Source organism: Streptomyces sp. NPDC111606 (assembly GCF_055656945.1).
Genome location: NZ_JBVKBY010000001.1, coordinates 941,893 through 968,007 on the forward strand (window position 1 = coordinate 941,893; position 26,115 = coordinate 968,007).

General features: G+C 69.5%; 30 protein-coding genes. 12 read left to right on the forward strand and 18 right to left on the reverse strand.

Annotated features, from left to right (window positions below):
* Positions 1-2: 2 nt before the first annotated feature.
* On the reverse strand, positions 3-1,169 hold the full coding sequence (gene dusB, locus ACZ7M7_RS04335; protein ID WP_472112667.1) for a tRNA dihydrouridine synthase DusB: 1,167 nt from the start codon (positions 1,167-1,169) through the stop codon (positions 3-5).
* 64 nt (positions 1,170-1,233) lie between these two features.
* On the opposite strand from dusB, the gene ACZ7M7_RS04340 reads away from it, so the two are divergent.
* Positions 1,234-2,691, forward strand: coding sequence for an MFS transporter (locus ACZ7M7_RS04340; protein WP_472112669.1), 1,458 nt, complete (start codon positions 1,234-1,236; stop codon positions 2,689-2,691).
* On the opposite strand, the gene ACZ7M7_RS04345 is transcribed toward ACZ7M7_RS04340, so the two are convergent.
* Positions 2,688-3,608 (reverse strand): helix-turn-helix transcriptional regulator, encoded by a 921-nt coding sequence (locus tag ACZ7M7_RS04345; protein ID WP_472112672.1) that lies wholly within the window; start codon positions 3,606-3,608, stop codon positions 2,688-2,690. The genes ACZ7M7_RS04340 and ACZ7M7_RS04345 overlap by 4 nt on opposite strands.
* A 101-nt stretch (positions 3,609-3,709) precedes the next feature.
* Here ACZ7M7_RS04345 and ACZ7M7_RS04350 point away from each other — a divergent pair, with 101 nt between their 5' ends.
* The 3 genes from ACZ7M7_RS04350 to ACZ7M7_RS04360 all read left to right on the forward strand — a co-directional run bounded on the left by ACZ7M7_RS04350 (position 3,710) and on the right by ACZ7M7_RS04360 (position 6,175).
* Positions 3,710-5,137 carry an MFS transporter gene (locus tag ACZ7M7_RS04350; protein WP_472112674.1) on the forward strand — a complete coding sequence of 476 codons (1,428 nt, stop codon included), beginning with the start codon at positions 3,710-3,712 and terminating at the stop codon, positions 5,135-5,137.
* Positions 5,138-5,295: 158 nt separating this feature from the next.
* Positions 5,296-5,514, forward strand: a complete 219-nt coding sequence (locus tag ACZ7M7_RS04355; protein ID WP_383595421.1) for a hypothetical protein — start codon at positions 5,296-5,298, stop codon at positions 5,512-5,514.
* Positions 5,515-5,524: 10 nt separating this feature from the next.
* Positions 5,525-6,175, forward strand: a complete 651-nt coding sequence (locus ACZ7M7_RS04360; protein WP_472112677.1) for a GNAT family N-acetyltransferase — start codon at positions 5,525-5,527, stop codon at positions 6,173-6,175.
* On the opposite strand, the gene ACZ7M7_RS04365 is transcribed toward ACZ7M7_RS04360, so the two are convergent.
* Genes ACZ7M7_RS04365 through ACZ7M7_RS04375 form a run of 3 tightly spaced genes read right to left on the reverse strand, consistent with a single transcriptional unit; the run spans position 6,109 to position 8,040 of the window.
* The gene (locus ACZ7M7_RS04365) at positions 6,109-6,336 is read right to left on the reverse strand and encodes a hypothetical protein (protein ID WP_472112680.1); all 228 of its coding nucleotides are present in this window, start codon (positions 6,334-6,336) and stop codon (positions 6,109-6,111) included. The two genes, ACZ7M7_RS04360 and ACZ7M7_RS04365, sit on opposite strands and share 67 nt — an antisense overlap.
* Positions 6,337-6,391: 55 nt before the next feature.
* Positions 6,392-6,991, reverse strand: coding sequence for a TetR/AcrR family transcriptional regulator (locus ACZ7M7_RS04370; protein ID WP_383624521.1), 600 nt, complete (start codon positions 6,989-6,991; stop codon positions 6,392-6,394).
* Positions 6,992-7,032: 41 nt separating this feature from the next.
* Positions 7,033-8,040 carry an aldo/keto reductase gene (locus tag ACZ7M7_RS04375; protein WP_472112683.1) on the reverse strand — a complete coding sequence of 336 codons (1,008 nt, stop codon included), beginning with the start codon at positions 8,038-8,040 and terminating at the stop codon, positions 7,033-7,035.
* A 148-nt stretch (positions 8,041-8,188) separates the two neighbouring features.
* Between ACZ7M7_RS04375 and ACZ7M7_RS04380 the strand changes: the two genes are divergently transcribed.
* Entirely contained in the window at positions 8,189-9,235 is a 1,047-nt protein-coding gene (locus tag ACZ7M7_RS04380; RefSeq protein ID WP_472112686.1) for a chitinase, read from the forward strand.
* Between the two features lie 3 nt (positions 9,236-9,238).
* Here ACZ7M7_RS04380 and ACZ7M7_RS04385 read toward each other — a convergent pair whose 3' ends face one another.
* Together ACZ7M7_RS04385 and ACZ7M7_RS04390 are read right to left on the reverse strand one after the other, a co-directional pair.
* A complete protein-coding gene (locus tag ACZ7M7_RS04385; RefSeq protein ID WP_472112689.1) occupies positions 9,239-9,850 on the reverse strand; it encodes a LysE family translocator in 612 nt (203 codons plus the stop codon).
* A 208-nt stretch (positions 9,851-10,058) separates the two neighbouring features.
* Positions 10,059-11,441 (reverse strand): glycine--tRNA ligase, encoded by a 1,383-nt coding sequence (locus ACZ7M7_RS04390; protein WP_383595400.1) that lies wholly within the window; start codon positions 11,439-11,441, stop codon positions 10,059-10,061.
* Positions 11,442-11,603: 162 nt separating this feature from the next.
* Here ACZ7M7_RS04390 and ACZ7M7_RS04395 point away from each other — a divergent pair, with 162 nt between their 5' ends.
* From ACZ7M7_RS04395 to ACZ7M7_RS04410, 4 genes are all read left to right on the forward strand, one after another.
* Positions 11,604-12,569 carry a metal ABC transporter substrate-binding protein gene (locus ACZ7M7_RS04395; protein WP_472112692.1) on the forward strand — a complete coding sequence of 322 codons (966 nt, stop codon included), beginning with the start codon at positions 11,604-11,606 and terminating at the stop codon, positions 12,567-12,569.
* Between the two features lie 19 nt (positions 12,570-12,588).
* Positions 12,589-13,356 (forward strand): metal ABC transporter ATP-binding protein, encoded by a 768-nt coding sequence (locus tag ACZ7M7_RS04400; protein ID WP_383595394.1) that lies wholly within the window; start codon positions 12,589-12,591, stop codon positions 13,354-13,356.
* Positions 13,356-14,258, forward strand: a complete 903-nt coding sequence (locus ACZ7M7_RS04405) for a metal ABC transporter permease (RefSeq protein ID WP_383624529.1) — start codon at positions 13,356-13,358, stop codon at positions 14,256-14,258. Before ACZ7M7_RS04400 ends, ACZ7M7_RS04405 begins: the two co-directional genes overlap by 1 nt.
* Positions 14,259-14,406: 148 nt before the next feature.
* Complete coding sequence (locus ACZ7M7_RS04410; protein WP_093909474.1) at positions 14,407-14,817, forward strand: Fur family transcriptional regulator; 411 nt, start codon at positions 14,407-14,409, stop codon at positions 14,815-14,817.
* Positions 14,818-14,941: 124 nt separating this feature from the next.
* On the opposite strand, the gene ACZ7M7_RS04415 is transcribed toward ACZ7M7_RS04410, so the two are convergent.
* The 5 genes from ACZ7M7_RS04415 to ACZ7M7_RS04435 form a co-directional block, all read right to left on the reverse strand.
* Positions 14,942-15,778 (reverse strand): isoprenyl transferase, encoded by an 837-nt coding sequence (locus ACZ7M7_RS04415; RefSeq protein ID WP_383595388.1) that lies wholly within the window; start codon positions 15,776-15,778, stop codon positions 14,942-14,944.
* Between the two features lie 16 nt (positions 15,779-15,794).
* Positions 15,795-16,541: a DNA repair protein RecO gene (recO, locus tag ACZ7M7_RS04420; protein ID WP_369270916.1), complete on the reverse strand. Its 747-nt coding sequence runs from the start codon at positions 16,539-16,541 to the stop codon at positions 15,795-15,797.
* A 67-nt stretch (positions 16,542-16,608) separates the two neighbouring features.
* A complete protein-coding gene (locus tag ACZ7M7_RS04425) occupies positions 16,609-17,238 on the reverse strand; it encodes a DUF1266 domain-containing protein (protein ID WP_472112697.1) in 630 nt (209 codons plus the stop codon).
* A gap of 30 nt (positions 17,239-17,268) precedes the next feature.
* The gene (locus ACZ7M7_RS04430; RefSeq protein ID WP_328427765.1) at positions 17,269-17,484 is read right to left on the reverse strand and encodes a hypothetical protein; all 216 of its coding nucleotides are present in this window, start codon (positions 17,482-17,484) and stop codon (positions 17,269-17,271) included.
* The gene (locus tag ACZ7M7_RS04435; protein ID WP_472112700.1) at positions 17,481-17,687 is read right to left on the reverse strand and encodes a hypothetical protein; all 207 of its coding nucleotides are present in this window, start codon (positions 17,685-17,687) and stop codon (positions 17,481-17,483) included. The genes ACZ7M7_RS04430 and ACZ7M7_RS04435 overlap by 4 nt, the downstream gene beginning before the upstream one ends.
* A 114-nt stretch (positions 17,688-17,801) precedes the next feature.
* Between ACZ7M7_RS04435 and ACZ7M7_RS04440 the strand changes: the two genes are divergently transcribed.
* Complete coding sequence (locus ACZ7M7_RS04440; RefSeq protein WP_472112703.1) at positions 17,802-18,635, forward strand: helix-turn-helix domain-containing protein; 834 nt, start codon at positions 17,802-17,804, stop codon at positions 18,633-18,635.
* Positions 18,617-18,814 carry a DUF397 domain-containing protein gene (locus ACZ7M7_RS04445; protein ID WP_472112707.1) on the forward strand — a complete coding sequence of 66 codons (198 nt, stop codon included), beginning with the start codon at positions 18,617-18,619 and terminating at the stop codon, positions 18,812-18,814. The genes ACZ7M7_RS04440 and ACZ7M7_RS04445 overlap by 19 nt, the downstream gene beginning before the upstream one ends.
* On the opposite strand, the gene ACZ7M7_RS04450 is transcribed toward ACZ7M7_RS04445, so the two are convergent.
* The 6 genes from ACZ7M7_RS04450 to ACZ7M7_RS04475 form a co-directional block, all read right to left on the reverse strand.
* Positions 18,798-19,670 (reverse strand): DUF6879 family protein, encoded by an 873-nt coding sequence (locus ACZ7M7_RS04450; RefSeq protein WP_383595371.1) that lies wholly within the window; start codon positions 19,668-19,670, stop codon positions 18,798-18,800. The genes ACZ7M7_RS04445 and ACZ7M7_RS04450 overlap by 17 nt on opposite strands.
* A 106-nt stretch (positions 19,671-19,776) precedes the next feature.
* Positions 19,777-20,748 carry an SCO2521 family protein gene (locus tag ACZ7M7_RS04455; protein WP_472112710.1) on the reverse strand — a complete coding sequence of 324 codons (972 nt, stop codon included), beginning with the start codon at positions 20,746-20,748 and terminating at the stop codon, positions 19,777-19,779.
* A gap of 1 nt (position 20,749) precedes the next feature.
* Positions 20,750-21,730, reverse strand: a complete 981-nt coding sequence (locus ACZ7M7_RS04460) for an SCO2522 family protein (protein WP_383595366.1) — start codon at positions 21,728-21,730, stop codon at positions 20,750-20,752.
* The gene (locus tag ACZ7M7_RS04465) at positions 21,727-22,644 is read right to left on the reverse strand and encodes an SCO2523 family variant P-loop protein (protein ID WP_472112713.1); all 918 of its coding nucleotides are present in this window, start codon (positions 22,642-22,644) and stop codon (positions 21,727-21,729) included. Before ACZ7M7_RS04465 ends, ACZ7M7_RS04460 begins: the two co-directional genes overlap by 4 nt.
* Before the next feature lie 4 nt (positions 22,645-22,648).
* The gene (locus ACZ7M7_RS04470; RefSeq protein WP_383624542.1) at positions 22,649-24,499 is read right to left on the reverse strand and encodes an SCO2524 family protein; all 1,851 of its coding nucleotides are present in this window, start codon (positions 24,497-24,499) and stop codon (positions 22,649-22,651) included.
* 72 nt (positions 24,500-24,571) lie between these two features.
* Positions 24,572-25,363: an SCO2525 family SAM-dependent methyltransferase gene (locus tag ACZ7M7_RS04475; protein WP_472112716.1), complete on the reverse strand. Its 792-nt coding sequence runs from the start codon at positions 25,361-25,363 to the stop codon at positions 24,572-24,574.
* Between the two features lie 180 nt (positions 25,364-25,543).
* Here ACZ7M7_RS04475 and ACZ7M7_RS04480 point away from each other — a divergent pair, with 180 nt between their 5' ends.
* A complete protein-coding gene (locus tag ACZ7M7_RS04480; RefSeq protein WP_472112719.1) occupies positions 25,544-26,071 on the forward strand; it encodes a GNAT family N-acetyltransferase in 528 nt (175 codons plus the stop codon).
* Positions 26,072-26,115 lie beyond the last annotated feature (44 nt).

Below are 26,115 nucleotides of genomic sequence, written 5' to 3' on the forward strand. Positions count from 1 at the left end.
GCTCAGCCCCCGGACGTATCCAGCTCCGCGTCCTCGCCCACGCCCGCGCAGTCGTACGGGTCCTTCAGCCAGCCGTCCGGCAGCACCACCCGGTTGTTGCCGGACGTACGGCCACGGGGCCCGTCGGCACCGGTCGGCCACGGCTGGTCGAGGTCCAGCTCGTCCAGCCCGGACCGGAGTTCCTCGAGCGAGGAGGTGACAGCGAGCCGCTTGCGCATCTCGGAGCCGACCGCGAAGCCCTTCAGATACCAGGCGACGTGCTTGCGGAAGTCGATGACGCCACGCGCCTCGTCCCCGATCCACTCACCCAGCAGCGTGGCATGCCGGACCATGACGTCGGCGACCTCGCGCAGGCCGGGCCGCGCGACGGCCTCCGTACGCCCCTCGAAGGCCGCGACCAGATCGGCGAACAGCCAAGGCCGCCCCAGGCACCCACGCCCGACGACCACCCCGTCGCACCCGGTCTCCCGCACCATCCGCACCGCGTCCTCGGCCGACCAGATGTCGCCGTTGCCGAGCACGGGGATCTCCGGGACGTGCTCCCTCAGCCGCGCGATGGCGTCCCAGTCGGCGGTGCCGCCGTAGTGCTGGGCGGCCGTACGGCCGTGCAGGGCGATGGCCGTGACGCCCTCCTCGACGGCGATGCGGCCGGCGTCGAGGTAGGTGATGTGGTCGTCGTCGATGCCCTTGCGCATCTTCATCGTGACCGGCAGGTCATCCGCCCCGCTGACCGCCTCCCGCAGGATCGCCCGCAGCAGGTTCCGCTTGTACGGCAGCGCGGAGCCGCCGCCCTTGCGGGTCACCTTCGGCACCGGGCACCCGAAGTTCAGGTCGATGTGGTCGGCCAGGCCCTCCTCCGCGATCATGCGGACGGCCTTGCCGACGGTGGCCGGGTCGACGCCGTACAGCTGGATCGAGCGCGGCTTCTCGGTCGCGTCGAAGTGGATCAGCTGCATGGTCTTCTCGTTGCGCTCGACCAGCGCCCGGGTCGTGATCATCTCGCTGACGAACAGCCCCTTGCCACCGCTGAACTCCCTGCACAGCGTGCGGAAGGGCGCGTTCGTGATCCCGGCCATCGGGGCCAGGACGACGGGCGGCTGCACGGTGTGCGGACCGATCGGCAGGGGCGGGACGACGGGCGTGACAACGGGCGGGGCGGTCATGGACATCCACCCATTCTCACGTACCGGACCGGGTGCGGCGAAATTCATTAGTTAGGCGTACTATTCAAGGATGCCGGAGCTCAGCCCTCGCCGCCGACTGCTGGTACTCGCGATCTGCTGCATGAGCCTGCTGATCGTGAGCCTCGACAACACCGTGCTCAATGTCGCCCTGCCCGCCCTGCAGCGCGATCTCGATGCGAGCACGTCGGGCCTGCAGTGGACGATCGACGCGTACACCCTCGTCCTCGCCTCGCTGCTGATGCTGGCCGGCTCCACGGCGGACCGGATCGGCCGCAAGCGGGTCTTCATGGCGGGCCTGGTCGTCTTCACCATCGGCTCGGCCCTGTGCTCCCTCGCACCGAACCTCGACGCCCTGATCGCCTTCCGGATGGTGCAGGCGGTGGGCGGTTCGATGCTCAACCCGGTAGCGATGTCGATCATCACCAACACCTTCACCGACCCGCGCGAGCGGGCGCGGGCGATCGGGGTGTGGGGTGGCGTGGTCGGCATCTCGATGGCCGCGGGCCCGCTGGTCGGCGGGCTGCTGGTCGAGTCGGTCGGCTGGCGGTCGATCTTCTGGGTCAACCTGCCGGTGGGCCTGGCGGCGCTCCTCCTCACCCTCCGCTACGTCCCCGAGTCCCGCGCCGCGCGGGCCCGCCGCCCCGATCCGGTCGGCCAGGTGCTGGTCATCGCACTGTTCGGGGCACTGACGTACTCGATCATCGCGGCACCGACGGCACCCGCGTCCGAGACCCTGCTCCTCGGCAGCGTGGCCCTGGCCGCGCTGATCGCCCTCCTGATCTTCGAACCCCGCCGCACCGAGCCCCTCATCGACCTGCGGTTCTTCCGTTCGGCGCCGTTCAGTGGGGCCACGGTGATCGCGATCAGCGCGTTCGCGGCGCTGGGCGGGTTCCTGTTCCTGTCGACGCTGTACCTCCAGAACGTGCGCGGACTGGACGCGCTGCACGCGGGGCTGTGGATGCTGCCGATGGCGATACCGATGTTCCTGTGCGCACCTCTGTCGGGGCGGCTGGTGGGCACCCGGGGGCCGCGGCTGTCGTTGCTGATCGCCGGCACCGCGATGACCCTGAGCGCGGCCCTGTTCGCCGTCTTCGACGCCGAGACGTCCAACGCCACGCTGATCCTCGGGTACGCGGTGTTCGGTATCGGCTTCGGATTCGTCAACGCGCCGATCACCAACACGGCGGTCTCCGGTATGCCGCGTGCGCAGGCCGGGGTCGCGGCGGCCGTCGCCTCCACGAGCCGGCAGTTGGGGCAGACGCTGGGGGTGGCCGTGGTCGGGGCCGTGCTGGCGGCCGGGGTGTCGGTGTCGTCGTACCGGGAGACGTTCGTCGACGCCGCCGTGCCCGGCTGGTGGATCCTCACCTGCTGCGGGCTCATGGTCCTGGTGGTGGGGGCTGTCACCAGTGGGCCGTGGGCTCGGCGCACCGCTGAACGTACGGCTGAGCGGCTGGAGTCGGCGGAGGTCCGCGACGCGTCCCGGGTCAGTGCGCAGTTCGGCGGCTAACGGCCGGCGGGGGCTGGTCGTGCGGTTCCCCGCGCCCCTGAGAGGGCGATGTCGTGCAGCTTCTCCAGGCGTTCCCGCGACTCCTCGTCCGCCGGCACGTACGTCACCATTCTCGGCCCCACCTCAGGGCTCAGCCACAGGTCCGTGTGGTCGACGACCACCCGCCCCACGTGCCGGTTGAGGAACTCCTTGCGCTTGCTGCGGTGAGACACCACCTCGTGGCGGTCCCAGGCCTCGCAGAACTGCGGGGACTCCGCGCGCAGCCTCTTCAGCAGCATCTTCCAGACGGGCTCGGCCAGGTGGCCGGCCATCGCGGCGCGGAAGCGGGCGGCCATGAGGCGTTGGGCCTCCCCCAGGTGCACGATCGACGACTGCCACTCCTCGTGCGTGTACGACAGGATCAAGCAGTTGCGGTCCTCGGGCGGCACCGCCTCCAGGTCGCACAGCAGCAGACCGTAGGTGCGGTTGTGGGCGAGGATGTCGTAGCGGCTGTTCTGCAGACAGGCGGGGTACGGCTCCAGTTGCTCCAGGACGGCACGCATCGCGGGGGTCACCGACGGACAGGTCGTCGCCGGCGTCGGATCCACCGCCCCGGCCAGCTGGAAGAGGTGGGAACGCTCGCTGGGGTCGAGCATCAGGGTGCGAGCGAGGGCGTCCAGGACCTGGACGGAGACCTGGATGTCCCGGGCCTGCTCCAGCCACGTGTACCAGGTCACGCCGACCGCCGAGAGCTGGGCGACCTCCTCGCGGCGCAGGCCCGGTGTGCGGCGTCGGCTGCCGCGGGGCAGGCCGACCTGCTCGGGGGTGATGTGCTCGCGGCGGTGGCGCAGGAAGGCGGCCAGTTCGTGGCGCCGGATCTCCGACGCGACGACGGGGCGGGGAGCTTCGGTCGCCGTTTCCTGGGCCATGGTCGTCATTCCTCCAGCCTGCCGCTCCCCGGATCCTGTTTCCAGGTGCTTCCGCTACCAGGATAAGGACACTCTGGTACCCGCCTCGGAGCGGGAGCAGGCTCGTGACCGTGACCGAAACCATCACTTCACGCAAGGCCCCGGCCATCGCGGCACCACCCTCGCTCGGCGGCCTCGGGCTCTTCACGGTGCTGCTGGGCGCGGCACTTCCGCTCATCGACTTCTTCATCGTCAACGTGGCCCTGCCCACCATCGGCCACGACCTCGCGGCGAGCGAGGCCGTGCTCGAACTCGTCGTCGCGGGCTACGGGTTGGCGTACGCCGTGCTGCTCGTCCTCGGCGGGCGGCTCGGCGACCTGTTCGGCCGGCGGCGGCTCTTCCTGGGCGGTATGGCGGCGTTCGGGCTGACCTCGCTGGCGTGCGGGCTCGCGCCCAGCGCGTGGACGCTCGTCGCGGCGCGGGTCGCGCAGGGCGCGGCGTCGGCGGCGATGCTGCCGCAGGTGCTGGCCACCATTCAGGCAGCCACCAGCGGTCAGCGCCGCGCGAAGGCCATGGGCCTCTACGGCGCCACCGCCGGCCTGTCGATGGTGGCCGGGCAGATCCTCGGCGGCGTGCTCGTCGCCGCGGACATCGCGGGCACCGGCTGGCGCTCGGTCTTCCTGGTCAACGTCCCCGTCGTCCTCGTCGGCCTCTTCCTGGCCGCCCGCGCGGTCCCGGAGACCCGCTCCCAGCGCCCCGAGCCGCTGGACGGGGCCGGCACGGTCCTGCTCGCCGTCTCCCTCCTTGCGCTGCTGGCCCCGCTCACCGAGGGCCGGGCGGCGGGCTGGCCGCTGTGGACGTGGCTGTCGCTGGCGGCGTTCCCGTTCGTGGCGGGGGCGTTCTACGCGGTGGAGCGCCGGGCCGACCGGGCAGGGCGCACTCCGCTCGTACCGCCGAGCCTCTTCGCGCTCACGTCCCTGCGGCGCGGGCTGGTGATGATCGTTCCGTTCTCGATCGGCTTCAGCGGCTTCATGTTCGTGATCGCGGTGGCGTTGCAGCAGGGCGCGGGCCTCGGCCCGGTCGCGGCGGGAGTGGCACTCGTGCCGATGGCGGTCGTGTTCTTCTTCGTCTCGCTGGCCGGACCCCGGCTGGTCGCCCGCCACGGCACCCGGGTCGTGACCGCCGGTGCGGTGATCCAGGGAGTGGGCGTGGCCCTGATGGCGCTGGCCGCCTGGCGCTTCTGGCCGGACTTCGGCTTCGTCGAGCTGCTGCCGGGCGCGGCGATCGCCGGTGCGGGGCAGGCCCTCCAACTCCCCGTCATCTTCCGGATCGTGCTCTCCGAGGTGCCGGCCGCGAGGGCGGGTGTCGGCAGCGGGGTGATGATCACGACCCAGCAGTCGTCGCTGGCCCTGGGTGTGGCGACGCTGGGCACGCTCTTCCTCTCCCTGGCCGCCACGATGGGCATGGGCGACGCCCTGGTCATCACGCTCGTGGTCCAGTTGGCCGGAGTGGCGCTGACAGGCCTGCTCAGCCTGCGTCTGCCGCGCACGATCGGTTGACCGTACGTTGAGATCATCCGGTGAGGGTGTGGCCACAGGTTGGTCAACTCGCCGGGGAAAAGTCCCTGTTGATGTTGGTCTTGCTGCACACTCCTTGCTGCGCACGGCTGCTCCCGGCCGGGCACGCGGACTCGATGTCCTCGGACGCTGGAGGCGTCATGCTGGAGATCAACACGAGCAAGGTGAGCCGCTGGGACCACCACGGACGCGAGCACGTCGTGCGAGTACAGCGCAAAGGCGCGCAGCGCTCGATCAGATGCGACACCTGCGGCTGGCGCAAGAGCGCCCAGTTCCTGCCGTGGCTGAAGGCGGAGGAACACCTGGCCGAGGAACACCAGGCGACGGTGGACCCGACGGACACCCAGTCCGACCGATGACCCACGCCCCATGACGGGCATCCGCCGGTACCGCCCCGGGGACCGGGCGGCCGTCGAGGACATCTGCGTCCGCACGGCCCACGAGGGCGGCGACAGCCGGCCGCACTACCGGGATCCCGGCATCTTCCCGGCGGCCTTCGCGCTCCCGTACGTCGTCCTGGAACCGGATCTCGCGTTCGTCCTGGACGACGGGGCCGGCCGGGCGGTCGGCTACATCCTGGGCGCCGCGGACACTCCGCGCTTCGTGACGGCCTTCCGCACGAAGTGGCTGCCCGTGGCCGCCCGCCGCCACCCCGAGCCGCCCGATCCCCCGACCACCCCGGACGAGCGGCTGCTCGGCCTGCTGCACCACCCGGAGCGCATGCTCGTCCCGGAGGTCGCGGCCTACCCGGCCCACCTGCACATCGACCTGCTTCCGGCGTGGCAGGGCCGGGGCCACGGCCGCGCACTCATGCGCACCCTGCTGCGGGCCCTCCACGACCAGGAGGTCCCGGCCGTCCATCTCTCCATGGTCACGGCCAACACCCCCGCCAGGGCCTTCTACGACCGCCTCGGCTTCCACGAGATCGACGTCCCGGATCCGGGCCCGGTCACCTACCTCGGACGCACGACTGCCCCGAACTCCGTCTCCACCCCGGGCTGTTCCCACTCCCCCGCGTAATGCGGGTCGTGAAAGCGGTCGGTCGCCCCCAAGAGGGCGAGAGCCGTGGCAGCGGGGCCTCTGCCGTGAACGCGCCCAGCTCCCGCGCCGCACCGACGACCTCGGTCAGCCGACCGGCGAGTTCCCTGATGGCGCCGGCGAACCCGACCGATGCCGACCACTCACCCGCGTCCGCACCCCGCAAGGCACCGCCCATCGCCCCGCCCACGCCCCGGCTCAGCCCCGAGCCCGCAGCCCGCGCATCAGCAGATCCAGGACCGCCTCGAACTCCGCCTCCACCCCGGGCTGTTCCCACTCCCCCGCGTAATGCGGATCGTGGAAACGGTCGGTCGCCCGGAAGAGGGCGAGAGCTGTGGTGGCGGGGGTGTCGGCGGTGAAGGCGCCCGCTTCGGCGCCCGTGCGGACGATCTCGGTCAGCTGGCCGGTGAGCTCGGCGATGTGCTCGCCGACGACCGTCTCGACGGTCTCGGTGGTCAGCACCGAGTAGGTGGCGAAGAGCTCCGGATCGTCGAAGGCCTTGCGGCGCTTGGCGGCGAAGAGCGCCGCGAGCCACTCGCGCACCCGGGTCTCCGGGTCCAGGTCCGGGGCGGCGACGATGGCCGCCAGGACCCCCGTCGTCCGGTCCAGCCACCGCTTCGTCACCGCCTCCCGCAGCGCCGCCTTGGTACGGAAGTGCCGGTAGACGCTGCCATGGCTGACGCCGAGCGCGCGGGCCACGTCGACCACGGTGGCCTTGGCCGGGCCGTGGCGGCGCAGCACCTCCTCGGTGGCTTCGAGGATGCGCTCGGCGGTCAGGGTCGTGGGCGTCTGCGACATGTCCTAGACCGTACCCGGCCCAGGACCCGGCACCGCGGCCACTACTTGCTGCCGAGGTGCGCCATCTGCGCGGCCGGGTAGCGGTCACCCGCCGCCGCGTCCGCCGGCACCGCCTCCTCGATCGCCGTCAGGTCGGCCGCGTCCAGCGTGACGTCCAGCGCGCCCAGCGACTCGGTGAGCCGCTCCCGGGTGCGGGCGCCGACGAGCGGCACGATGTCGTCGCCGCGGGAGAGCACCCAGGCGATGGCGATCTGGGCGACCGAGACACCCTTCTGCTCGGCGATCTTCCGCAGCGCCTCCACCAGGGTCAGGTTGTGCTGGAGGTTCTCGCCCTGGAAGCGGGGCGAGAAGGCGCGGAAGTCGTTCGCGGCGAGCTGCCGGTCCGGGGCGAAGTGGCCGGAGATCAGACCGCGGGACAGCACGCCGTACGCCGTGATGGAGATCCCGAGCTCACGGGTGGTCGGCAGTACCGACTCCTCGATGCCGCGGGAGATCAGGGAGTACTCGATCTGGAGGTCGGCGATCGGCGCGGTCGCGGCGGCCCGGCGGATGGTGTCGGCGCCGACCTCACTGAGGCCTACGTGCCGGACGTACCCCTTCTCGATCAGTTCCGCGATCGCGCCGACCGTCTCCTCGATCGGTACGTCGGGGTCGAGCCGGGCGATCCGGTACACGTCGATGTGGTCCACGCCGAGGCGCTGCAGTGAGTAAGCGGCGAAGTTCTTCACCGCGGCGGGCCGGCCGTCGTAACCGACCCAGCCGCCCTCCGGGTCGCGCAGCGCGCCGAACTTCACGCTGACCAGGGCCTGTTCACGCAGGCCGGCGGGCGCGGTGCGCAGGGCCTCGCCGATCAGCATCTCGTTGTGGCCCATGCCGTAGAAGTCGCCGGTGTCGAGCAGAGTCACGCCGGCCTCCAGGGCGGCGTGCACGGTGGCGATCGACTCGGCCCGGTCCGCGTCGCCGTACAGCGCGGACATGCCCATGCAGCCGAGGCCGAGGGCGGAGACCTGGGGGCCGGTGGTTCCGAGGGAGCGAGTTTGCATCGTCATGCCTCCACCATGCCCTAACAGCTGACAGATTTCAATATCTGTCATTCCATACTTGTCCAACGTGGTCCAGACCTATTGACGAGAGGTCTGGACCACGAGCACTGTCATGCCTACGACACCTCACCGCACCCCCACCGGGAGGCCCCGTATGCTCCGCCGCGCCCTGCGCCTGCTCGCCACCGCCCTGGCGACCGCCTGTCTGACCCAGCTCCCCGTCGCCACCCCCGCCTCGGCCGCCGACACCTGCGCCGTGAAGTCGAAGCCGTCCGGCAAGGTCCTCCAGGGCTACTGGGAGAACTGGGACGGCGCCGCCAACGGCGTCCACCCGCCCTTCGGCTGGACCCCGATCACCGACTCCCGCATCGCGGCCCACGGCTACAACGTGATCAACGCGGCCTTCCCGGTCATCCGCTCCGACGGGACGGCGCTGTGGGAGGACGGCATGGACAGCGGGGTGAAGGTGGCCACCCCCGCGGAGATGTGCGCGGCGAAGGCGTCCGGCCAGACGATCCTGCTGTCGATCGGCGGCGCGACGGCCGGCATCGACCTGAGCTCGACCGCCGTTGCGGACCGTTTCGTCGCGACGATCGTCCCGATCCTGAAGAAGTACAACTTCGACGGCATCGACATAGACATCGAGACGGGCCTGGTCGGCAGCGGCACCATCAGCCAACTCTCCCCGTCACAGGCCAACCTGATCCGCATCATCGACGGGGTGCTGGCCCGGATGCCGTCCAACTTCGGCCTGACCATGGCCCCCGAGACGGCGTACGTCACCGGCGGCAGCGTCACCTACGGCTCGATCTGGGGCGCCTACCTGCCGATCATCAAGAAGTACGCCGACAACGGCCGCCTGTGGTGGCTGAACATGCAGTACTACAACGGCAGCATGTACGGCTGCTCCGGCGACTCCTACTCCGCCGGCACCGTCCAGGGCTTCACCGCCCAGACCGACTGCCTCAACAAGGGCCTGGTCATTCAGGGCACGACCATCAAGGTCCCGTACGACAAGCAGGTCCCGGGCCTGCCCGCCCAGTCCGGCGCGGGCGGCGGCTACATGTCCCCGTCCCTGGTCGCGCAGGCCTGGCGCCACTACGGCACGTCCCTCAAGGGCCTGATGACCTGGTCGCTCAACTGGGACGGCTCGAAGAACTGGACGTTCGGCGACAACGTGAAGTCCCTGCAGGGCCGTTGAGGCTCACCTGGTCGTGAGGGCGAGTTTCGCCCCCAGCGCCACGAACGACCCCGCGAAGCTCCGCCGCAGCCACGTCATCACCCTCGGCCGGGAGGTGACGTGGCTGCGCACGGACGCGGCCAGGACGCCGTACACCGCGAAGACCAGGAACGTCGCCAGCATGAACACCCCGCTCAGCGCCAGCATCCGCATCAGCGCATGCGGCTCGTGCGGGCTCACGAACTGCGGCAGGAACGCGAAGAAGAAGATCGTCAGCTTCGGATTGAGGATGTTGATCAGCACGGCCCGGACGATCACCTGCCGCGCCGACTCCGGCGTGGTGCCCTCCTCGACGGCGACAGCGTCCTTGTCCCGCACGGTCGCCCACGCCATGTAGAGGAGATAGGCGACACCGGCGTACTTGAGGACCTGGAAGGCAGCGGCGCTGGCATTCAGCAGCGCCGCCAGACCGGTCACCGTGGCCAGCACATGCGGCACGATCCCGAGCGTGCACCCGAGCGCGGCAACAACACTGGCCCGCCGCCCACGGGAGAGCCCGGCGGCAAGGGTGTAGACGACACCGGTGCCGGGCGTGGCGACGACAACAAGGGTGGTCAGCAAGAAGGCGATGCTCATGCCCGCCACCTTCCGGCCGCGGGCACCCCGCCAACAGGTCCAATCCCCCACGCCCGAAGAGGACCAATCCCCGGCCACCCCACAAACGCAGAGTTCCCCGCACCCCCTCAGGGGCGCGGGGAACTGCGCGACAAGCCACGACGAACCCGCGGCCGGCAACTCACCCGAGCAAGGCAGACGCAGCCCCACTCAGCGATCTAGCAAAGACCTAGCAACCGACGAGCCTCGCGGCGAGGTACCCCTCGATCTGGTCCAGCGACACGCGCTCCTGCTTCATCGAGTCCCGCTCACGCACCGTGACCGCGTTGTCGTCCAGCGTGTCGAAGTCGACGGTCACGCAGTACGGCGTACCGATCTCGTCCTGGCGACGGTAGCGCCGCCCGATCGCACCGGCGTCGTCGAACTCGATGTTCCAGTTCTGCCGCAGCGCCTGCGCGAGGCCCTTGGCCTTCGGGGAGAGCTCCGGGTTGCGCGAGAGCGGCAGCACCGCGACCTTCACCGGCGCCAGACGCGGGTCGAGCCGCAGCACCGTGCGCTTCTCCATCTTGCCCTTGGCGTTCGGCGCCTCGTCCTCGACGTACGCGTCGAGCAGGAACGCCAGCATCGCGCGGCCGACACCGGCCGCGGGCTCGATGACGTACGGCGTCCAGCGCTCGCCGGCCTCCTGGTCGAAGTAGGAGAGGTCCTGGCCGGAAGCCTTGGAGTGGGCGTTCAGGTCGTAGTCGGTGCGGTTGGCGACACCCTCCAGCTCGCCCCACTCGCTGCCGCCGAAGGAGAAGCGGTACTCGATGTCGGCGGTGCGCTTGGAGTAGTGGGAGAGCTTCTCCGCCGGGTGCTCGTACCAGCGCATGTTCTCCTCACGGAGACCCAGGCCGGTGTACCAGTTCCAGCGCTCCTGCATCCAGTACTCCTGCCACTTCTCGTCCTCGCCCGGCTTGACGAAGAACTCCATCTCCATCTGCTCGAACTCGCGGGTGCGGAAGATGAAGTTGCCGGGCGTGATCTCGTTGCGGAAGGACTTGCCCATCTGCGCGATGCCGAACGGCGGCTTGCGGCGCGAGGTGGTCTGCACCTGACCGAAATTGGTGAAGATGCCCTGGGCGGTCTCGGGGCGCAAGTAGGCGATCGAGCCGGAGTCCTGGGTCGGGCCGAGGTGCGTCGACAGCAGACCCGAGAACTGCTTGGGCTCGGTGAACTGGCCCTTGTTGCCGCAGTTGGGGCAGTTGATGTCGGCGAGGCCGTTCTCCGGGGCGCGGCCCTTCTTCTCCTCGTACGCCTCTTCCAGGTGGTCCGCGCGGAACCGCTTGTGGCAGGAGGTGCACTCGGTGAGCGGGTCCGTGAAGGTGGCGACGTGGCCGGAGGCGACCCAGACCTCGGGGGCCAGGATCACGGACGAGTCGATACCGACCACGTCCTCGCGCGACGTCACCATGTAGCGCCACCACTGGCGCTTGAGGTTCTCCTTGAGCTCGACACCCAGCGGCCCGTAATCCCATGCGGCACGCTGACCGCCGTAGATCTCACTGCAGGGAAATACGAAGCCACGGCGCTTGCTCAGGCTGACGATGGTGTCGATCTTGTCGGCGGCCACGGTGCTCTCTTCATTACGACGACGGGCGACGAAGCGAGGCGCTTCACAGCGAATGCTTCAGGGTACCGGCGGGGCCTCCCCCTCAACCAAATCGGTAGCCCTCTGTGGACAGCCCCTCACGCTTGTTGACAATCGTTTCCACCTTTGCTGAAAATGACTGTCATGAACGTACGACGACATCACATATCCGGGCTTGCCCTGGCGGCCGTCACCGCACTCGGTATCGGCACGCTCTCCGCCTGCTCCTCGGACAGCGCGGCCGCGGGCAACACGGACAAGTTCGACGTCGTCGCGTCGTTCTACCCCATGGCCTTCCTCGCCGAGCAGATCGGCGGCGACCATGTCAACGTCTCCAGTCTGACCGAACCCGGCCAGGAGCCGCACGACCTGGAGATCAGCGCACAGCAGCGGGCCCAGCTGGAGGACTCCGACGCGGCGCTCTACCTCAAGGGCCTCCAGCCGTCCGTCGACGAGGCCATCGGGCAGGCGGGCCTGGACACGAAGATCGACGCCGCCTCGCTGACCAAGCTCGAGGACCACGGCGACGTGGAGCACGAGCACGCGGGCGAGCACGCCGAGGAGGAGCACTCCGAGGAGGAGGGCCACGCCCTCGACCCGCACGTCTGGCTCGACCCGGTGAAGTACGCCGAGATCGCCAAGGGCGTCGGCGCGGCCTTCGAGAAGGCCGACCCGGATCACGCGGCCGACTACAAGAAGAACACCGCCGCGCTGGTCAAGAAGCTCGACGCCCTCAACACCCGGGTCGCGGACGGGCTCAGGAACACCGGGACCAAGGTCTTCTTCACCAACCACGCCTCCTTCGGCTACTTCGCGGAGCGCTACGGCCTGACCCAGGAGGCCATCTCCGGCGTCGACCCGGACAGCGAGCCCAGCCCGGCCCGGATCAAGGAGCTCCAGCAGGAGGCCAAGGCCGACGGCGTGACCACCGTGTTCTACGAGACACTGGTGTCCGACAAGACCGCGAAGACCCTCGCCGACGACGCGGGCCTCAGGACGGACGTCCTCGACCCGCTCGAGGGCATCACCGACAAGTCCAAGGGCGACGACTACTTCCAGGTCATGGAGGCCAACCTCAAGGCGCTGCAGACCGCGCTGGGGGCCAAGTGACCAACCTACGGAGGACGGCATGACCGAGCCCGTCATTTCGCTGCGCGAAGTCCGCGCCGAGCTGGGCTCGCGCCCCGTCCTGCGCGGCATCGACCTCACCGTGGGCCGCGGTGAGGTCGTCGCCCTGCTCGGGGCCAACGGGTCGGGCAAGTCGACCGCGGTGCGCAGCATCATCGGCCAGGTGCCGGTCAGCGCCGGCGAGATCGAGCTGTTCGGGACCCCGCGGGCCCGGTTCCGCGACTGGGCGCGGGTGGGTTACGTCCCGCAGCGCACGACGGCCGCGGGCGGCGTGCCCGCCACGGTCGGCGAGGTCGTCTCCTCGGGCCGCCTGTCGCGCACCCGCTTCGGCGTCTTCCGCAAGGCCGACCACGCAGCCGTACGCCGCGCCCTGGACCTCGTCGGCATGACGGACCGGGTGAAGGACTCGGTGGGCGCCCTGTCCGGCGGCCAGCACCAGCGGGTGCTCATCGCCCGCGCCCTGGCCTCCGAGCCGGAACTGCTGATCATGGACGAGCCGATGGCGGGCGTGGACCTGGCCAGCCAGGAGGTGCTCGCGCAGACACTCAGGGAACAGGTCGCCGCCGGCTCGACCGTCCTGCTGGTCCTGCACGAACTCGGCCCGCTGGAGCCCCTGATCGACCGGGCGGTCGTCCTGCGCGACGGCTGCGTGACGCACGACGGCCCGCCCCCGAAGGCCCTCGGCCAGCACGCGCTGCCCGGCCACGACCACGTACACCCGCACGCGGCTCACGACGCCGAACCGATCCGGACGGGGCTGCTGAGCTGATGGACTTCCTGAACTACGACTTCATGCAGCGGGCGCTGCTCGCCGCGGTCCTGGTCGGCATCACCGCGCCCGCCGTCGGCATCTACCTCGTCCAGCGCCGCCAGGCCCTGATGGGCGACGGAATCGGCCACGTGGCGATGACCGGCGTCGGCCTCGGCTTCCTGCTCTCCTGGTCGCCGGTGTGGATGGCCACGCTGGTCTCCGTCCTCGGCGCGGTCCTGATGGAGCTGATCCGCTGGTACGGCCGCACCCGCGGCGACATCGCCCTCGCGATGCTCTTCTACGGCGGCATGGCCGGCGGCGTGATGCTCATCAACCTCGCGCCGAACGGCTCCAACGCCAACCTGACGTCGTACCTCTTCGGCTCCCTGTCCACGGTGAGCGAGTCGGACGTGACGGCGATCATCCTGCTCGCCGCGTTCGTGGTGCTGGTCACCCTCGGCCTGCGCCGCCAGCTGTTCGCGGTGAGCCAGGACGAGGAGTTCGCGAGGGTCACGGGCCTTCCGGTGCGCGCCCTGAACCTGCTGACGGCGATCACCGCGGCGGTGACCGTGACGGTGGCGATGCGCGTGGTCGGTCTCCTCCTGGTGAGCGCGCTGATGGTGGTGCCGGTGGCGGCCGCCCAGCAGCTCACCCGGAGCTTCGCGGCGACGTTCGCGATCGCCGTCGCGATCGGTGTCACGGTGACGATCGGCGGCACGGTCACGTCGTACTACCAGGACGTCCCGCCCGGCGCGACGATCGTGCTGCTGACCATCGGCGCGTTCATCGCGCTCACCGCCCTGGCGGCGCCACTGGCCCGCCGCAGGGCCCGCGCCCTGGCGGCGGCACAGCCCGAAGGCGATCCAGCGGAGTGCGCGATTCCGGCCAGCCGGGATGCCACGGGCAAGGTCGGCGTCTGACTGCTGACAGTCCGGGCTGGCACAATGGCCCGGCAAGTGCAGACGTGAGGCGCGAGGGAGCCGAAGGGCGCGCCGGTATCGAGGGCGCGAGTCCTCGACACCGGCACAAAGCGCCCCGTAGGCGATCGAGCCATCGAAGGAGGAACCGGTGACGACCGCTGGACCGCCCGTTAAGGGCCGCGCGACTCGGCAGCGGGCCGCTGTGGCGGCGGCCCTGGACGAGGTCGACGAGTTCCGCAGTGCGCAGGATCTCCACGACATGCTGAAGCACAAGGGCGACTCGGTCGGGCTCACCACGGTCTACCGCACCCTGCAGTCCCTCGCCGACGCCGGCGAGGTCGACGTGCTGCGCACCTCCGACGGCGAGTCGGTCTACCGCCGCTGCTCGACCGGCGAACACCACCACCACCTCGTCTGCCGCGTCTGCGGCAAGGCCGTGGAGGTCGAGGGCCCGGCGGTGGAGAAGTGGGCGGACGCCATCGCTGCCGAACACGGCTTCGTGAACGTGGCACACACGGTGGAGATCTTCGGCACATGCGCGGAGTGCGCCGCGGGTTGAGCGGGAGGGGCTGAAGATCAGCCCCTCCGGCGTTTGAGGAGCGGGGTCTGGGGCGGAGCCCCAGAAGGATGGGACGGGTAGGGGCGGCGGGGGCGAGAACCCCCTGGCGCGCCCCAGCGGACCGTCACTCCTCCGGTCGGCCCTCCATCGCCAGCAGCTCCTCGTTCGGGATCGCCCCGCCGAACCGCCGGTCGCGCGACGCGAACTCCACGCACGCGCGCCACAGGTCACGCCGGTCGAAGTCCGGCCACAGCACGTCCTGGAAGACCATCTCGGCGTAAGCGCTCTGCCAGAGAAGGTAGTTGGAGGTGCGCTGCTCACCGCTCGGGCGCAGGAACAGGTCCACGTCCGGCATGTCCGGGTAGTACAGGTACTTGGCGAAGGTCTTCTCGTTGACCTTGGACGGGTCCAGCCGCCCCGCCTTCACGTCCGCCGCGAGGGCCTGCGCGGCGTCCGCGATCTCGGCCCGGCCGCCGTAGTTCATGCAGAAGTACAGCGTCAGCTTGTCGTTGTCCTTGGTCTGCTCCTGGGCGATCTGGAGCTCCTTGGCGACGGACTTCCACAGCTTCGGCATCCGCCCGACCCACCGCACCCGGATCCCCAGCTCGTCGAGCTGGTCGCGGGTCTTGCGGATGAAGTCGCGGTTGAAGTTCATGAGGAAGCGCACCTCGTCCGGCGAGCGCTTCCAGTTCTCGGTGGAGAACGCGTACAGGGAGATCGCGCCGACGCCCATCTCGATCGCCCCCTGGAGGACGTCGAGGACCCGCTCTGCACCGACCTTGTGGCCCTCGGTGCGCGGCAGCCCGCGCTCCTTGGCCCAGCGGCCGTTGCCGTCCATGACGATCGCCACATGGTTGGCGACCAGCTCGCCGGGGAGCTTCGGCGCACGGGCACCGGACGGATGCGGCTCCGGTGCCCTGTACTCGCGGCGCCGGCGCCCCAGGAACCCACTCACAACCATGTGCTTTCCGTCTCCCTTACTTTTCCACGTACCGAAGCGAGCGCAGCCCGCGCTCCAGGTGCCAGTGCAGATAGGCGGACACGATCCCGCTGCCCTCCCGGACGTACCGCGACTCGCAGGCGTCCGCCGTCTCCCAGTCTCCCGTAAGGAGCGCGGCGAGCAGTTCGAGTGTCTGCGGCGACGGTACGACGCTACCGGGCACCCGGCAGTCGACACAGACCGAGCCCCCGGAGCCCACGGAGAAGAAACGGTTCGGACCGGGCATACCGCACTTCGCACAGTCGCTGAAGCTGGGGGCGTAGCCGTTGACGGCGAGCGACCGCAGCAGGAAGGCGTCGAGAACGAGGTGCGGGGCGTGCTCGCCGCGGGAGAGGGTGCGCAGGGCCCCGACGAGCAGCAGGTACTGCTGCACGGCAGGCTCGCCCTCGTGATCGGTGAACCGCTCGGCGGTCTCCAGCATGGCCGTCCCGGCGGTGTAGCGCGCGTAGTCGCTGACGATCCCGCCGCCGTACGGAGCGATGGTCTCGCTCTGCGTGCACAGCGGCAGCCCGCGCCCGATCAGCTCGCTCCCCCGCGCGAAGAACTGCACGTCGACGTGGGAGAAGGGCTCGAGCCGCGCCCCGAACTTCGACTTGGTCCGCCGCACACCCCGGGCCACGGCCCGCACCCGCCCGTGTCCGCGGGTGAGCAGGGTGATGATCCGGTCCGCTTCGCCCAGCTTCTGGGTGCGCAGGACGATGCCGTCATCCCGGAAGAGGCTCATCGCGGGCCTCCACGGGCTTCCGGCCGAGGGAACAGACTCATGGGGTCATTCTCTCGTACGCCCGGAGTCAGCGGGTGCGGTCGGGGTGGCTGATGGTGTCCCAGGGCGCGAGGTTCCAGGGGCTGGAACGATTCGCAGGGTCCAGCAGCGCCCGCAGATGCGCGTCGGCGGTCGCCTGCGGAGCCGGGAGGTCCGAGGCGGACTCCGCCCTGCCCCGCAGCCCGTCCCGCCAGACCTGCCGGCCGAGCAGATAGTGATCGGCGTACTCCTGCCAGGAGCCGTACGTCCCCACCACCGTCGGCACGATGTTCTTCAGCGCGGTCCAGGCGTCCGGCTCGTCGATCAGCCCGCAGGCGAAACCACGGCGGGTGATGTCGACGTACAGCGCGGCGTCCCAGGCCAGCGGCGCGACGCCCGTGACCCGCAGCGCCCTCGCCCGGTACCCGCTGCGGGCCAGGTCGTCGAGCCGGTCGACCAGCTCCTCACGCGAGGTGATCTCCCACTGCTCGGCCAGCCAGCGCCGGGCGCTGTCGTCGTCGATCCGCGTGTACGGGTAGAGGGTCTTCCGCGAGGCGCCGCTGTCCCGGCTCACCGGCGCGCTCAGCGACACCATCCACAGCTGGTGCGTGCTGAGCGGCACGGGGTAGCGCCGGGACGTCTTCGCCCCTCGCCTCCGCCATCTCTTCCACAAGCCCATGCCGCCGCACCTTACGGGCCCACCCCTACGTCAAGGAACCTCACCCCGGCTGCGTGCGTTGGCGTACGCCGTCGCCGCGCGCAGCCGCTCGGCGGGGGTGGCCGTCCGTACGGCGCCCGGCTCGGCGTCCCACTCCTTCCCGCCTCCGTACGGTCTCAGCTGTACGTACGGCCCCTCATGTCCCATCACGACGCCGATCCTCCCCCTGCGTGTGTCCACGACGTACGACCCGATCGGTGGCTTCAACGCAACACCGCCGTGAGGCGCTGCGCGGTCTCGACCGAACAACGGCCCAATTCGACGAGCGGGCAAGGGGCTTCACGCGCAAGACTCGCCGGATCGATCCGGAGTGTCGGAAGCGTAATTCCTGCCTTCTCCAGCACCGCCCGCAATTCCTTCACTACTTCCTCCGCTTCTTCGACGCAGCGCGCCGAGTGTCGTGCCGACACCTTGCTCCCCTCCTATTTGGGTTTCACGCATTTCATCTCCATGGTGACCTGCGAGGCCTACACTCGGCAGGAGTCTGTGCCCTACAAGTGCAGGGCAGTGCAAGGGGGTTGGCCATGGCCAACGGTTCGCGGCAGGCGGCCTGGGAGTTCTTCGGCGCGGAGTTGAAACGGCGAAGGGAGGACGCCGGACTCACCCAGGTGGAGTTAGGAGCTCGGGTATTCGTCTCGGGCGGATACATCGGCCAATTCGAACAGGCCATTCGGAAGCCTCAGCGGGATGTCGCGCAGCGGATTGATGAGGCCCTGCAAACCGACGGTATTTTCGAGCGCCTTTGGCGAAAGCTCATCAAGGAGCAGCCGTATACGGAGTACTTCGCTCACGTGGCAGAACTGGAGCGCCTGGCGACGGAGATCTGCGAGTACGCGCCGGCGGTGATCCCAGGGCTTCTTCAGACGCGGGAGTACGCACGAGCGGTCTTCCTGGCGAGCAACCCCTTCGCCGCCGACGAGTACATCGAGGAGTTGCTGAGAGGCCGCATGGACCGGACGCAGCTCCTCAAGGACGCTACACGGCCCGTGTATTGGGCAGTTCTGCACGAGACGGCACTGCATATCCCGGTCGGCGACCCGGGGGTCATGGCACGTCAGCTGGACCACGTGACGCAGCTGATGCGGGAGCGCAAGGTGATGGTGCAGGTGCTGCCGTTCGCGGCTGGGGCGCACCCGGAGATGGGCAAGCTGATGAAGCTCATGGACTTCGAGGACGCCCCGCCAACTGTCTATACAGAGGGCGTGCTTTCGGGGAGTCTGCTGGATGACCCGGCTGTGGCGAAGCGGGTCCGGTCGTCTTACGATCTGCTCAGGGCCACCGCGTTGTCGCGGGAGGCGTCCCTGGCCCTGATCGAGTCGGCAGCGGAGGACTTCGGACGATGGGCGAGTACGACCTGAGCAACGCATGCTGGCGCAAGAGCAGCTACAGCGGCGGTAGCGGCGGGGAAGACTGCGTCGAGGTCGCCGACGGAGTCCCCGGTGTCGTCCCCGTCCGAGACTCCAAACTCGCCTCGGACAGCCCCGTACTCCTCATCCCCGCCCACGCCTGGCGCGGGTTCCTCACGTCTCTGAGGTGACCCGCGGAGCCGTCTGCTGACGCTCCGCCTCCGCCCAGAGGTCGGTGAACTGGGTGACGTGGTCCTCGATGTGGTCCGGCTCGGCGCTCAGCAGCGTGCCGTCCGGGTTGGACTCCTGGTCCGGCTTGGTCTCGTAGCAGAGTTCGCCGTCGAAGACGATGAAGTCGCTCACCCTGGGGTTCGACTCCATCAGCGACCGCACCACGATGCGCGCGTCGATGCCCCGCCTGCGGTGGTCCTCGCACAGCCCTCTGAGCTCCGGCGTGACCTCGTACTCGTCCCGCACCACGAACAGACGCCGGATCTCCACACCCCGCCGCTTGATCGCCTTCTCCTGCGCGGCGAGATACCGCTCGGCGGGCCCGCTGCTCCAGAACTCCCGGTCCACCGAGGTGCTGGTGGCGTCGAGGGTCATCTTGACGCAGTCGGTGATGTCGATGAGCCACTCGTGGTTCTCGCCGGGGCAGTCCGCGCTGCCGCTGCCGAGGCCTTCCATCATCTTGGCGAGCCGGCCCAGTTCCTTCTCGGCGAAGGCCTGCATGATGTCGCCGCCCTGCTCACGGACCTTGGTGTAGCCGAGGACCAGCCGGGTCACCTCGTCGGACCGCAGCACCGAACCGTCGACCTGGCTGAACAGCGTCGTCGCGGCGAGGATCTCGTTGAAGCGCCGGTCGACCTTCTCGAACCGCTCGCCGAAGTCGATCAGGTACTGCACGATCAGGGCCGCGCTGCCGATGACGATGGACGCCACCCACTGCCAGATGTTCCCGTCGTCCTCGCTGAGGATGCTGGTCAGAAGGAAGGCCCCGGCGGCCGCGCCGGCGGTGATCACGATCCGCCAGAACATCTTGGGCATACGCGGTTCCTGGCGCGGTACCACTTGCCCGTTGCTACCTGCTCCTAACGATGACGCTCCGCTCATTTCTCTTCCCCCGTCGGGTATCTGGTTCCGGTAGCGCCCCTCAGCGCGTGCTGAGCGCCTGGTGGGGCACCGCCACGGCCTGGAGGGCCAGTCGATCTCTGATGCGCCGGCTCAGGTTCTCCCACTGGCGGGAGAATCCCGGTTTGTCTTCGAGCACGTCCCACAGGTGACCCAGCGCGGGGTCCACGTGTGCGCGAGGCATCCACAGATGGAGCAGATGAACCACGACCGGATGCAGTGCCTCGACCACCGAGGGTCCGTCTATGGCGCCGATCCGGTTGTTGTCCAGCATGTGCTGAACAGTCGTCAAAAGCCAGTCGTGCAGGGCGAGATCCTCGCACAGACCGGCCGCGGCGGAGGCCGGGACGTCCTCCGGCAGCCGCAGCTCCACGGTCCGCAGCCCGCCCTCGGCGACGGTGAAGTTCGCCAGGGAGGCCCGCTCGCCGGCCGGGGTCCGCCGCGCAACCCAGCGCAGCCGCGTCGGAGCCGACTTGAACGGCACCCGGCGGTCCAGCAGCGCATGGCGGCGGAGCTGGGCGAGCAGGCCCTCGGAGATCATCCCCAGGTCGAGTTCGCCACGCCCCGCACCCCGCAACACGCCCTCTGCAGTGGCCTGTTGGGGCAGCTTGCCGAACGGCTCGACCAGGCCCGGCCGTACGAGGTACTGCCCCCAGGGGCGCCGCATGTCGGGGCCGGCGGCCGGGAGGCTGAAGTACGCGGTCGACTGGAGCAGCCGGCCCTCGGTCAGCGCCGCGCGGGCGGCCACCGTGCCGACGCCCCGGATCCTGGTGCCGTTGGCGGCGGGCAGCCGGCAGTCCACGCCGGTCAGGACCTCGGGGGAAAGGACGTACATGCTGGGCCGTTCCGAGACCCGGACATGGACGTCGGCGCGCAGCCTGAGCAGCTGGGCGGCGGCCCGGGCGTCGAGCGCCTGGAACGACGGCAGCAGACAGGTGCGCACCTCACCGCAGGCGAGGACCGAACGCGCCGGTTGTCCGGTGGCCGCCGTCATCTCAGGTCTCCTCGGGCCGGGAGGAGTCGCCGGGCTCCTCGTAGAAGACGTACGTGGCACGCTGGGCGACCGCTGCCGGGACCGCCATCCCCTCGTCGGCGGACCGCTTGGCGACCTGCTGCAGCGCGCCCGCGTCGACGTCCGTCTGGTCCAGGATGAGCCGGACGGCGTCCTCGACGGCGAGGAAGCGGTTCGGCATGAGGGTGCAGGTGCGGTAGGCGCTGAAGGCCGCCTTGGTGTCGGTGAGCCTGACCAGCGGCGGCAGCCGGTCCCAGTCGTGCGGGAAGTCCTCGCCCTGCCAGTCCCTGGGCTCCAGCACGGGCTCACCGAGGTGGCGTAACAGCCCCAGCCGGGCCAGTTGCCATACGGCGGCCAGGAAAGGGCAGGACCACAGGCGCTTGCCGTCCTTCTCGGACCACAGCTCGACGTCCATGAAGACCGAGTGGTTGCGGGCGGCGGTCTCCTGGGGCGGCTCCCAGCCCTTGACCGCGCCCAGGGCGCTGCGGGACGTCGAGGGCGTGCGCTGGCCGTTGGCGAGCCAGCCGGTCTGGCTGACGGGCGGGCGGGAGCCGTAGCTGCCGGGCGGCGGCGACTCGACGAGGCGGTGCATGACGGACTCGGCGAGCTCGATCCGGTCGGCGACCGCGCATGCCGACTCGCGGGCGAGGTAGTCGATGACTAGGCCCGCCTTCTCGGCCTCCTTCAGCACCATCGGGATCAGCTCGGCCGGGGTGGAGAAGCGGGTGAAGTAGTCGTCGATCAGGAAGCAGGTGCTGATGCGGGGCCGCTTGCTGCGGCGGGCGGCCGAGGCGCGCACCGCGTCCGCCCACACCCGTACCTCCGCGAAGTGCTCGCCCAGCCGCTTGGGGCCCGCCTCGAAGTCCTCCATGTAGAGGTGGCCCAGCTCCAGGGAGAGGTGGGACAGCGGCACGGACTGGGTGCGCAGCTCGGCGGTGGTCTCCTGGAACACGGCTTCGCTCACGCCTGCTCCCAGTACTTGTCGTCGGTCAGGCGTGCGGCGAGCCGGCTCAGCGCCTGCCAGGTCTCCTGGTTGGCGATCTGGCTGTCGAGCACGTCCTCGTCGGTGATGAGCTGCTCACGCCACTGGAGGACCGGTTCGAGCGGCACCGAGCCGAGGACCTGGCTGTAGCCGATGCCGTGGGTGGAGGCGAGCTGCTTGAGGTCGCCGTCGGTCTTGCGCATCCACGCCGACTGCGTGGGCGAGACCTGCGACCACAGCGGCGATTCGGGGTCGGGTACGGCGGCCCGTACGAAGCGGATCGCGTTGCGAAGCGTCTCCTCGTCGTGGCCGCGGTCGGCGCCGCCCGCGACGATGCCGCGCTTGCCGAAGACCAGGCTCGCGGCGGCGGCGACATGCTGGCGGGTCCAGCGGTGGAAGACCAGCCAGCGGGCCGTGACCTCGCTCATCTCGGGCTGTGCGGTGGCCTCCAGGACCATGTCGACGGCGTAGGAGCGGCCGGCGCTGAGGTCGACGACGACCAGGTCGAACTCGTAGTACAGGTTCATCAGCAGGTCGACGCAGCGGCGCAGGTTGTCGTCGCTGGTCGCGAACTCGCCGCCACTGACGTCGCCGGGCATCAGGACCAGCCGGCCGCAGCCGGGCGGCGGGAAGCGCAGCACCTGGTGCTCGGTCTCGGCCCACACGTCGATCCGGGCCGGTTCGCTGACCTCCCCTATCAGGTAGGCGTGCAGGCCGCGGTCCTCGGTGGCCTGGCGGGCGTCGCCCACGTCGAAGACGGCCGCCGCGGTCGGCGAGCCGAAGTCGAAGTCCAGATAGCAGACGTCGTCCCCGGCCATCGCCCGGTGGTAGGCGAGGTTGGCGCTCGTGACGGAGCGCCCGGTGCCTCCTTTGTCGGAGGCGGCGAAGATCAGCACCGTGTCACACTCCCCGGTCCGCGGCTTCGCGGGCCCGGGCGAGCGAGTCGAGCTGTCCCAGCACGTCGAGCGTCAACGCGTAGGCCGTACCCGGCTGTTCGTCCACGAGGCTGCGGGCCCGGCGCAACTTGACCTCGATGTTCCGCAGTTCCATCCCGTGCCGGCCGGAGTCCGTGGGCGCGGGTTCCATCTGTTCGTTGCCCAGCAGATGGGCGGACTCGCTGAGCAACGCCCTTGCCAGCTCGGTCAGTTCGAGGCTGCGGATCGGGGGCTGCCGGTACATGTCGTGGGCCTGGACCATCACCTCGGTGACCCGCTCGGTGATGCTCCACGACACCGGTACGCGCCGCTTGCTGATCTCCGCTTGGGGATAGGCGGCGTGGACGTTGTCCCAGAGGCCCACGCCCTCACCGTCGCGGATCCGGCGCGCCCACATGTGGTCGAAGATGTCCTCGGCCAGCCTGAGCAGCCGGTCGTGCGAGGCGAGGCTGCGCGACAGCGTGCACAGCTGGACGGTCCGCTTCAGCAGCTGTGCCGAGAAGTCGGTCATCGACCACGTCATCGCCGGGCCGAGCCGCTCGCTGCCCTGCAACGGCAGCGCGACGCCCAGGTTGTGCAGCTCCTGGACCATGGGGTCGTCGCGCGTCATCCGGCTGGTGATACGGCCGCGCTCGGCGAGGCGCTCCATGATGCCGACGGTGCGGGTCAGGTCGTCGTCGGTGGCCCGGCGCCGCATCAGGTCGTGCACGAGGATGGCGGCGACGGACAGGGAGAAGTACTCGGACTCCAGCTTCTGTCCCGTCGTACGCCAGGGAATGTCCTCCAGGGGCCAGCGCTCGTCGTCGAAGCGGGCGATGCGGGACCAGTACTGCTGGGTCAGCTCCCACCGCAGCCGCAGCGCCTCGGCGAGCTTCTGCTGCTCGGTGTTGAGCAGGCCGAGGGTGAGGGTGCGGTCGGAGAACAGGTCCTGGATACCGTCGAGGGCGACCACGGTGAAGTACAGATACGGCACCGCGTTGGCGACGCCCTCGGGCTGCGGCCCGATGGGCTCGTCGGTCTCGACCTCGGGAGCGTCCCTCACCATGCTCCACGCCCAGCCGCACTCGAAGAGCTGGTTCTCGTCCTTGAGGCCTTCCTGGACGTCGATGCCGAGGAACACGCTCTCGTTGATCGCCGCGCGCAGCGAACGGAAGCGGTTCTGGAACTTGCTCAGCACCTGCCGCTGCGACAGCCGCCCCTGGCCGAGGAGTTCGCAGAGCGTACGGCCCTGGGAGGCGTCGACGTCGAAGACGTTGACGGTGAAGGAGCGCAGCAGGCTCACCATGGCGGCGGTGAGCCGGTTGCTGGTGGCCAGGCGCAGCTCGGCGATCGTCTCCTTGACGTCGCTGCGCCGGGTCCTGGTCTCGTAGACCTTGAGGAAGCCGAGTGTGGCGAGGCACAGGGTGATCGACATGGAGAACGAGTCGACGACGCCGAGTTGGCGCTGTTCCTCGGTGACTTCCTTGGTCTTGTCGGCGGACCCGAAGTAGTAACCCCCGGCGAAGGTCGGCCTCTTGTCCTCGCCGGTGTGCGCCCGCATGAAGTCGGCCATGGCCGTGACGAGGTTGGCCGGGACCTCCAGCCGTCCGCCGGCCCGCTTGAGGACCTGCTGGACGTCCTCCTGTGTGGTGTCCGGGTCGTCCAGCCGGAAGGCGGGGATCTCGGTGGCCGGGTACAGCAGGCAGAGCAGCCGCTCGGCGTCGGCCACGCTGCTCTCGTTGCCCCAGTCGCCCCACTCCCACTCTCCCCCGTCGAAGGAGTGGCGGGCTACCGCCTGCCAGATGTCCAGCAGATGCTGGCGTGGCTTGATCTGCATTCCCTGCCCCTCACACAGACCGCACTGCCATCACTAGAGGAATATCGCTGTGCTGTTGTGAAGCTCCACCGATCAGCCGATCGGAATGAGCGCGTCCGAATTTCGCCAGCCATAGGCGACGATCATTCCCGAATATCCGTCGCGCACCTCGGCCGCGGATTCGAGTCGCTGCACCTTGAAGTCACCCGCGAATGGCTCAAGGCTCGCGCGCACCTCGGATTCTCCCACGTCACAGGCCGGGAAGAAATGCTCACCGGCGTGATAGCCCGCGGAATGCTCCATGAAGGCGGCCGCGAAGGGGGCGCCGGGGACCAGGGCACGCAGGAAACGCTCGACGCCGAGCGAGAACTCCTGGTGGGACGTGGTCATCGACTCGGCGACGAAGAACATGGTCCCCATGGACCACCGGCGCTCGTACCGCGCCAGGTCGAAGAGGTCGCCCTGCTCGACGGAGACGACCTTGCGGAATCTCTCACGCGGGTCCGCACCAAGGGAGTTGTACGCCTCGTGCTCGCACAGGGCCTCCCAGAACTGGTCCCAGTTCCGGTCGTAGGACTCGGCCTGGCGGGCGAGGTACCGGACGTTCGACGGCGAGCGCTCGAAGAGGGTGATCTCCTCGCACCACGGCATCATGGCGAGTGCGGGATAGAGATTGGCACCGGCACCTACGTCGATACCGGAAACCGGGCCGAAGCCCTGCTTCCGGAAATGATCACCAAAATGATCCCGGATCATGTGCAGGATCTCCGCGTCCTCTGCCTGTAAGTCGCGGTAGTTGTGATCAACGTAGGCGATCGGGTCGAACGCCGCCCAGCGCACGTCTTTGTTCTTCAACTGGACGTCCCCCGACGATCTCTGGGTCATTCACTCACGGTACCAAAAGAAGGCGCACTGGGAGCGCGTCGAGGCATAAGCATCTCGCACTCTTGAACCAAGGGATTGCCCTGCTCAAGATGGGCGGATCTCGAACCGAGCGCCCGAAACGGCAGGCAACAGGTGCTCACCCGCATGAGTGACTCCAATCCATCACATAGGGGGCAGTCGATGGCTATGCCGGAGGAACGTTTCCCTGTTCTGGGCCGCCGCTCCGACCAGGCGTTCTTCGCCGGCAGCAGCGATCGGCCCCTGACGACACGAGGAGTCACCGAGGCAGACCTGCCCGAGCTCCTGCGGGTGGACCGGGAGGTGTTCCCCGAGGAGCCGTACCCCTACTTCGTACTGCGCCAGCACTTCGACGTCCACGGCGACCGCATCCTCGTCCTCGACGACGGGGACTGCCTGCACGGCTACGTCCTGTTCGTCACCACGTCGGACGGCTATGTGTGCTGGGTCCTGAGCCTGGCCGTCAGCGCCGACCAGCGCGGCCGGGGGCTGGGCAAACGGCTGATGCTGGAGGTGCTGCGGCAGTTGCGCCGCGAGCGGGTGCACGAGGTACGGCTGACCGTGGAGCCGACGAACGCGGCGGCGATCATGCTGTACCGGACCCTGGGGTTCTCGGCCGAGGGCGGGGTGCGCAGGGACTATCTGGGGCCCGGGGAGGACCGGCTCATCATGGTGCTGGGGCTGGCATAGGGCCGTATGGGGGTAATCCCCCGGGGAGATACGGGAGTTGCCCG

Bases quoted from the DNA above. Each gene is read 5' to 3' on its own strand.
- ACZ7M7_RS04480 (WP_472112719.1), top strand. From the start codon at position 25,544: ATGGCTATGCCGGAGGAACGTTTCCCTGTTCTGGGCCGCCGCTCCGAC.
- ACZ7M7_RS04440 (WP_472112703.1), top strand. From the start codon at position 17,802: ATGGCCAACGGTTCGCGGCAGGCGGCCTGGGAGTTCTTCGGCGCGGAG.
- ACZ7M7_RS04415 (WP_383595388.1), bottom strand. From the start codon at position 15,778: ATGGTTGTGAGTGGGTTCCTGGGGCGCCGGCGCCGCGAGTACAGGGCA.
- ACZ7M7_RS04380 (WP_472112686.1), top strand. From the start codon at position 8,189: ATGCTCCGCCGCGCCCTGCGCCTGCTCGCCACCGCCCTGGCGACCGCC.
- ACZ7M7_RS04355 (WP_383595421.1), top strand. From the start codon at position 5,296: ATGCTGGAGATCAACACGAGCAAGGTGAGCCGCTGGGACCACCACGGA.
- ACZ7M7_RS04360 (WP_472112677.1), top strand. From the start codon at position 5,525: ATGACGGGCATCCGCCGGTACCGCCCCGGGGACCGGGCGGCCGTCGAG.
- ACZ7M7_RS04385 (WP_472112689.1), bottom strand. From the start codon at position 9,850: ATGAGCATCGCCTTCTTGCTGACCACCCTTGTTGTCGTCGCCACGCCC.
- ACZ7M7_RS04370 (WP_383624521.1), bottom strand. From the start codon at position 6,991: ATGTCGCAGACGCCCACGACCCTGACCGCCGAGCGCATCCTCGAAGCC.
- recO (WP_369270916.1), bottom strand. From the start codon at position 16,541: ATGAGCCTCTTCCGGGATGACGGCATCGTCCTGCGCACCCAGAAGCTG.
- ACZ7M7_RS04400 (WP_383595394.1), top strand. From the start codon at position 12,589: ATGACCGAGCCCGTCATTTCGCTGCGCGAAGTCCGCGCCGAGCTGGGC.
- ACZ7M7_RS04450 (WP_383595371.1), bottom strand. From the start codon at position 19,670: ATGCCCAAGATGTTCTGGCGGATCGTGATCACCGCCGGCGCGGCCGCC.
- ACZ7M7_RS04395 (WP_472112692.1), top strand. From the start codon at position 11,604: ATGAACGTACGACGACATCACATATCCGGGCTTGCCCTGGCGGCCGTC.
- ACZ7M7_RS04345 (WP_472112672.1), bottom strand. From the start codon at position 3,608: ATGACGACCATGGCCCAGGAAACGGCGACCGAAGCTCCCCGCCCCGTC.
- ACZ7M7_RS04470 (WP_383624542.1), bottom strand. From the start codon at position 24,499: ATGCAGATCAAGCCACGCCAGCATCTGCTGGACATCTGGCAGGCGGTA.
- ACZ7M7_RS04375 (WP_472112683.1), bottom strand. From the start codon at position 8,040: ATGACGATGCAAACTCGCTCCCTCGGAACCACCGGCCCCCAGGTCTCC.
- ACZ7M7_RS04340 (WP_472112669.1), top strand. From the start codon at position 1,234: ATGCCGGAGCTCAGCCCTCGCCGCCGACTGCTGGTACTCGCGATCTGC.
- ACZ7M7_RS04455 (WP_472112710.1), bottom strand. From the start codon at position 20,748: ATGACGGCGGCCACCGGACAACCGGCGCGTTCGGTCCTCGCCTGCGGT.
- ACZ7M7_RS04405 (WP_383624529.1), top strand. From the start codon at position 13,356: ATGGACTTCCTGAACTACGACTTCATGCAGCGGGCGCTGCTCGCCGCG.
- ACZ7M7_RS04445 (WP_472112707.1), top strand. From the start codon at position 18,617: ATGGGCGAGTACGACCTGAGCAACGCATGCTGGCGCAAGAGCAGCTAC.
- dusB (WP_472112667.1), bottom strand. From the start codon at position 1,169: ATGTCCATGACCGCCCCGCCCGTTGTCACGCCCGTCGTCCCGCCCCTG.
- ACZ7M7_RS04425 (WP_472112697.1), bottom strand. From the start codon at position 17,238: ATGGGCTTGTGGAAGAGATGGCGGAGGCGAGGGGCGAAGACGTCCCGG.
- ACZ7M7_RS04475 (WP_472112716.1), bottom strand. From the start codon at position 25,363: ATGACCCAGAGATCGTCGGGGGACGTCCAGTTGAAGAACAAAGACGTG.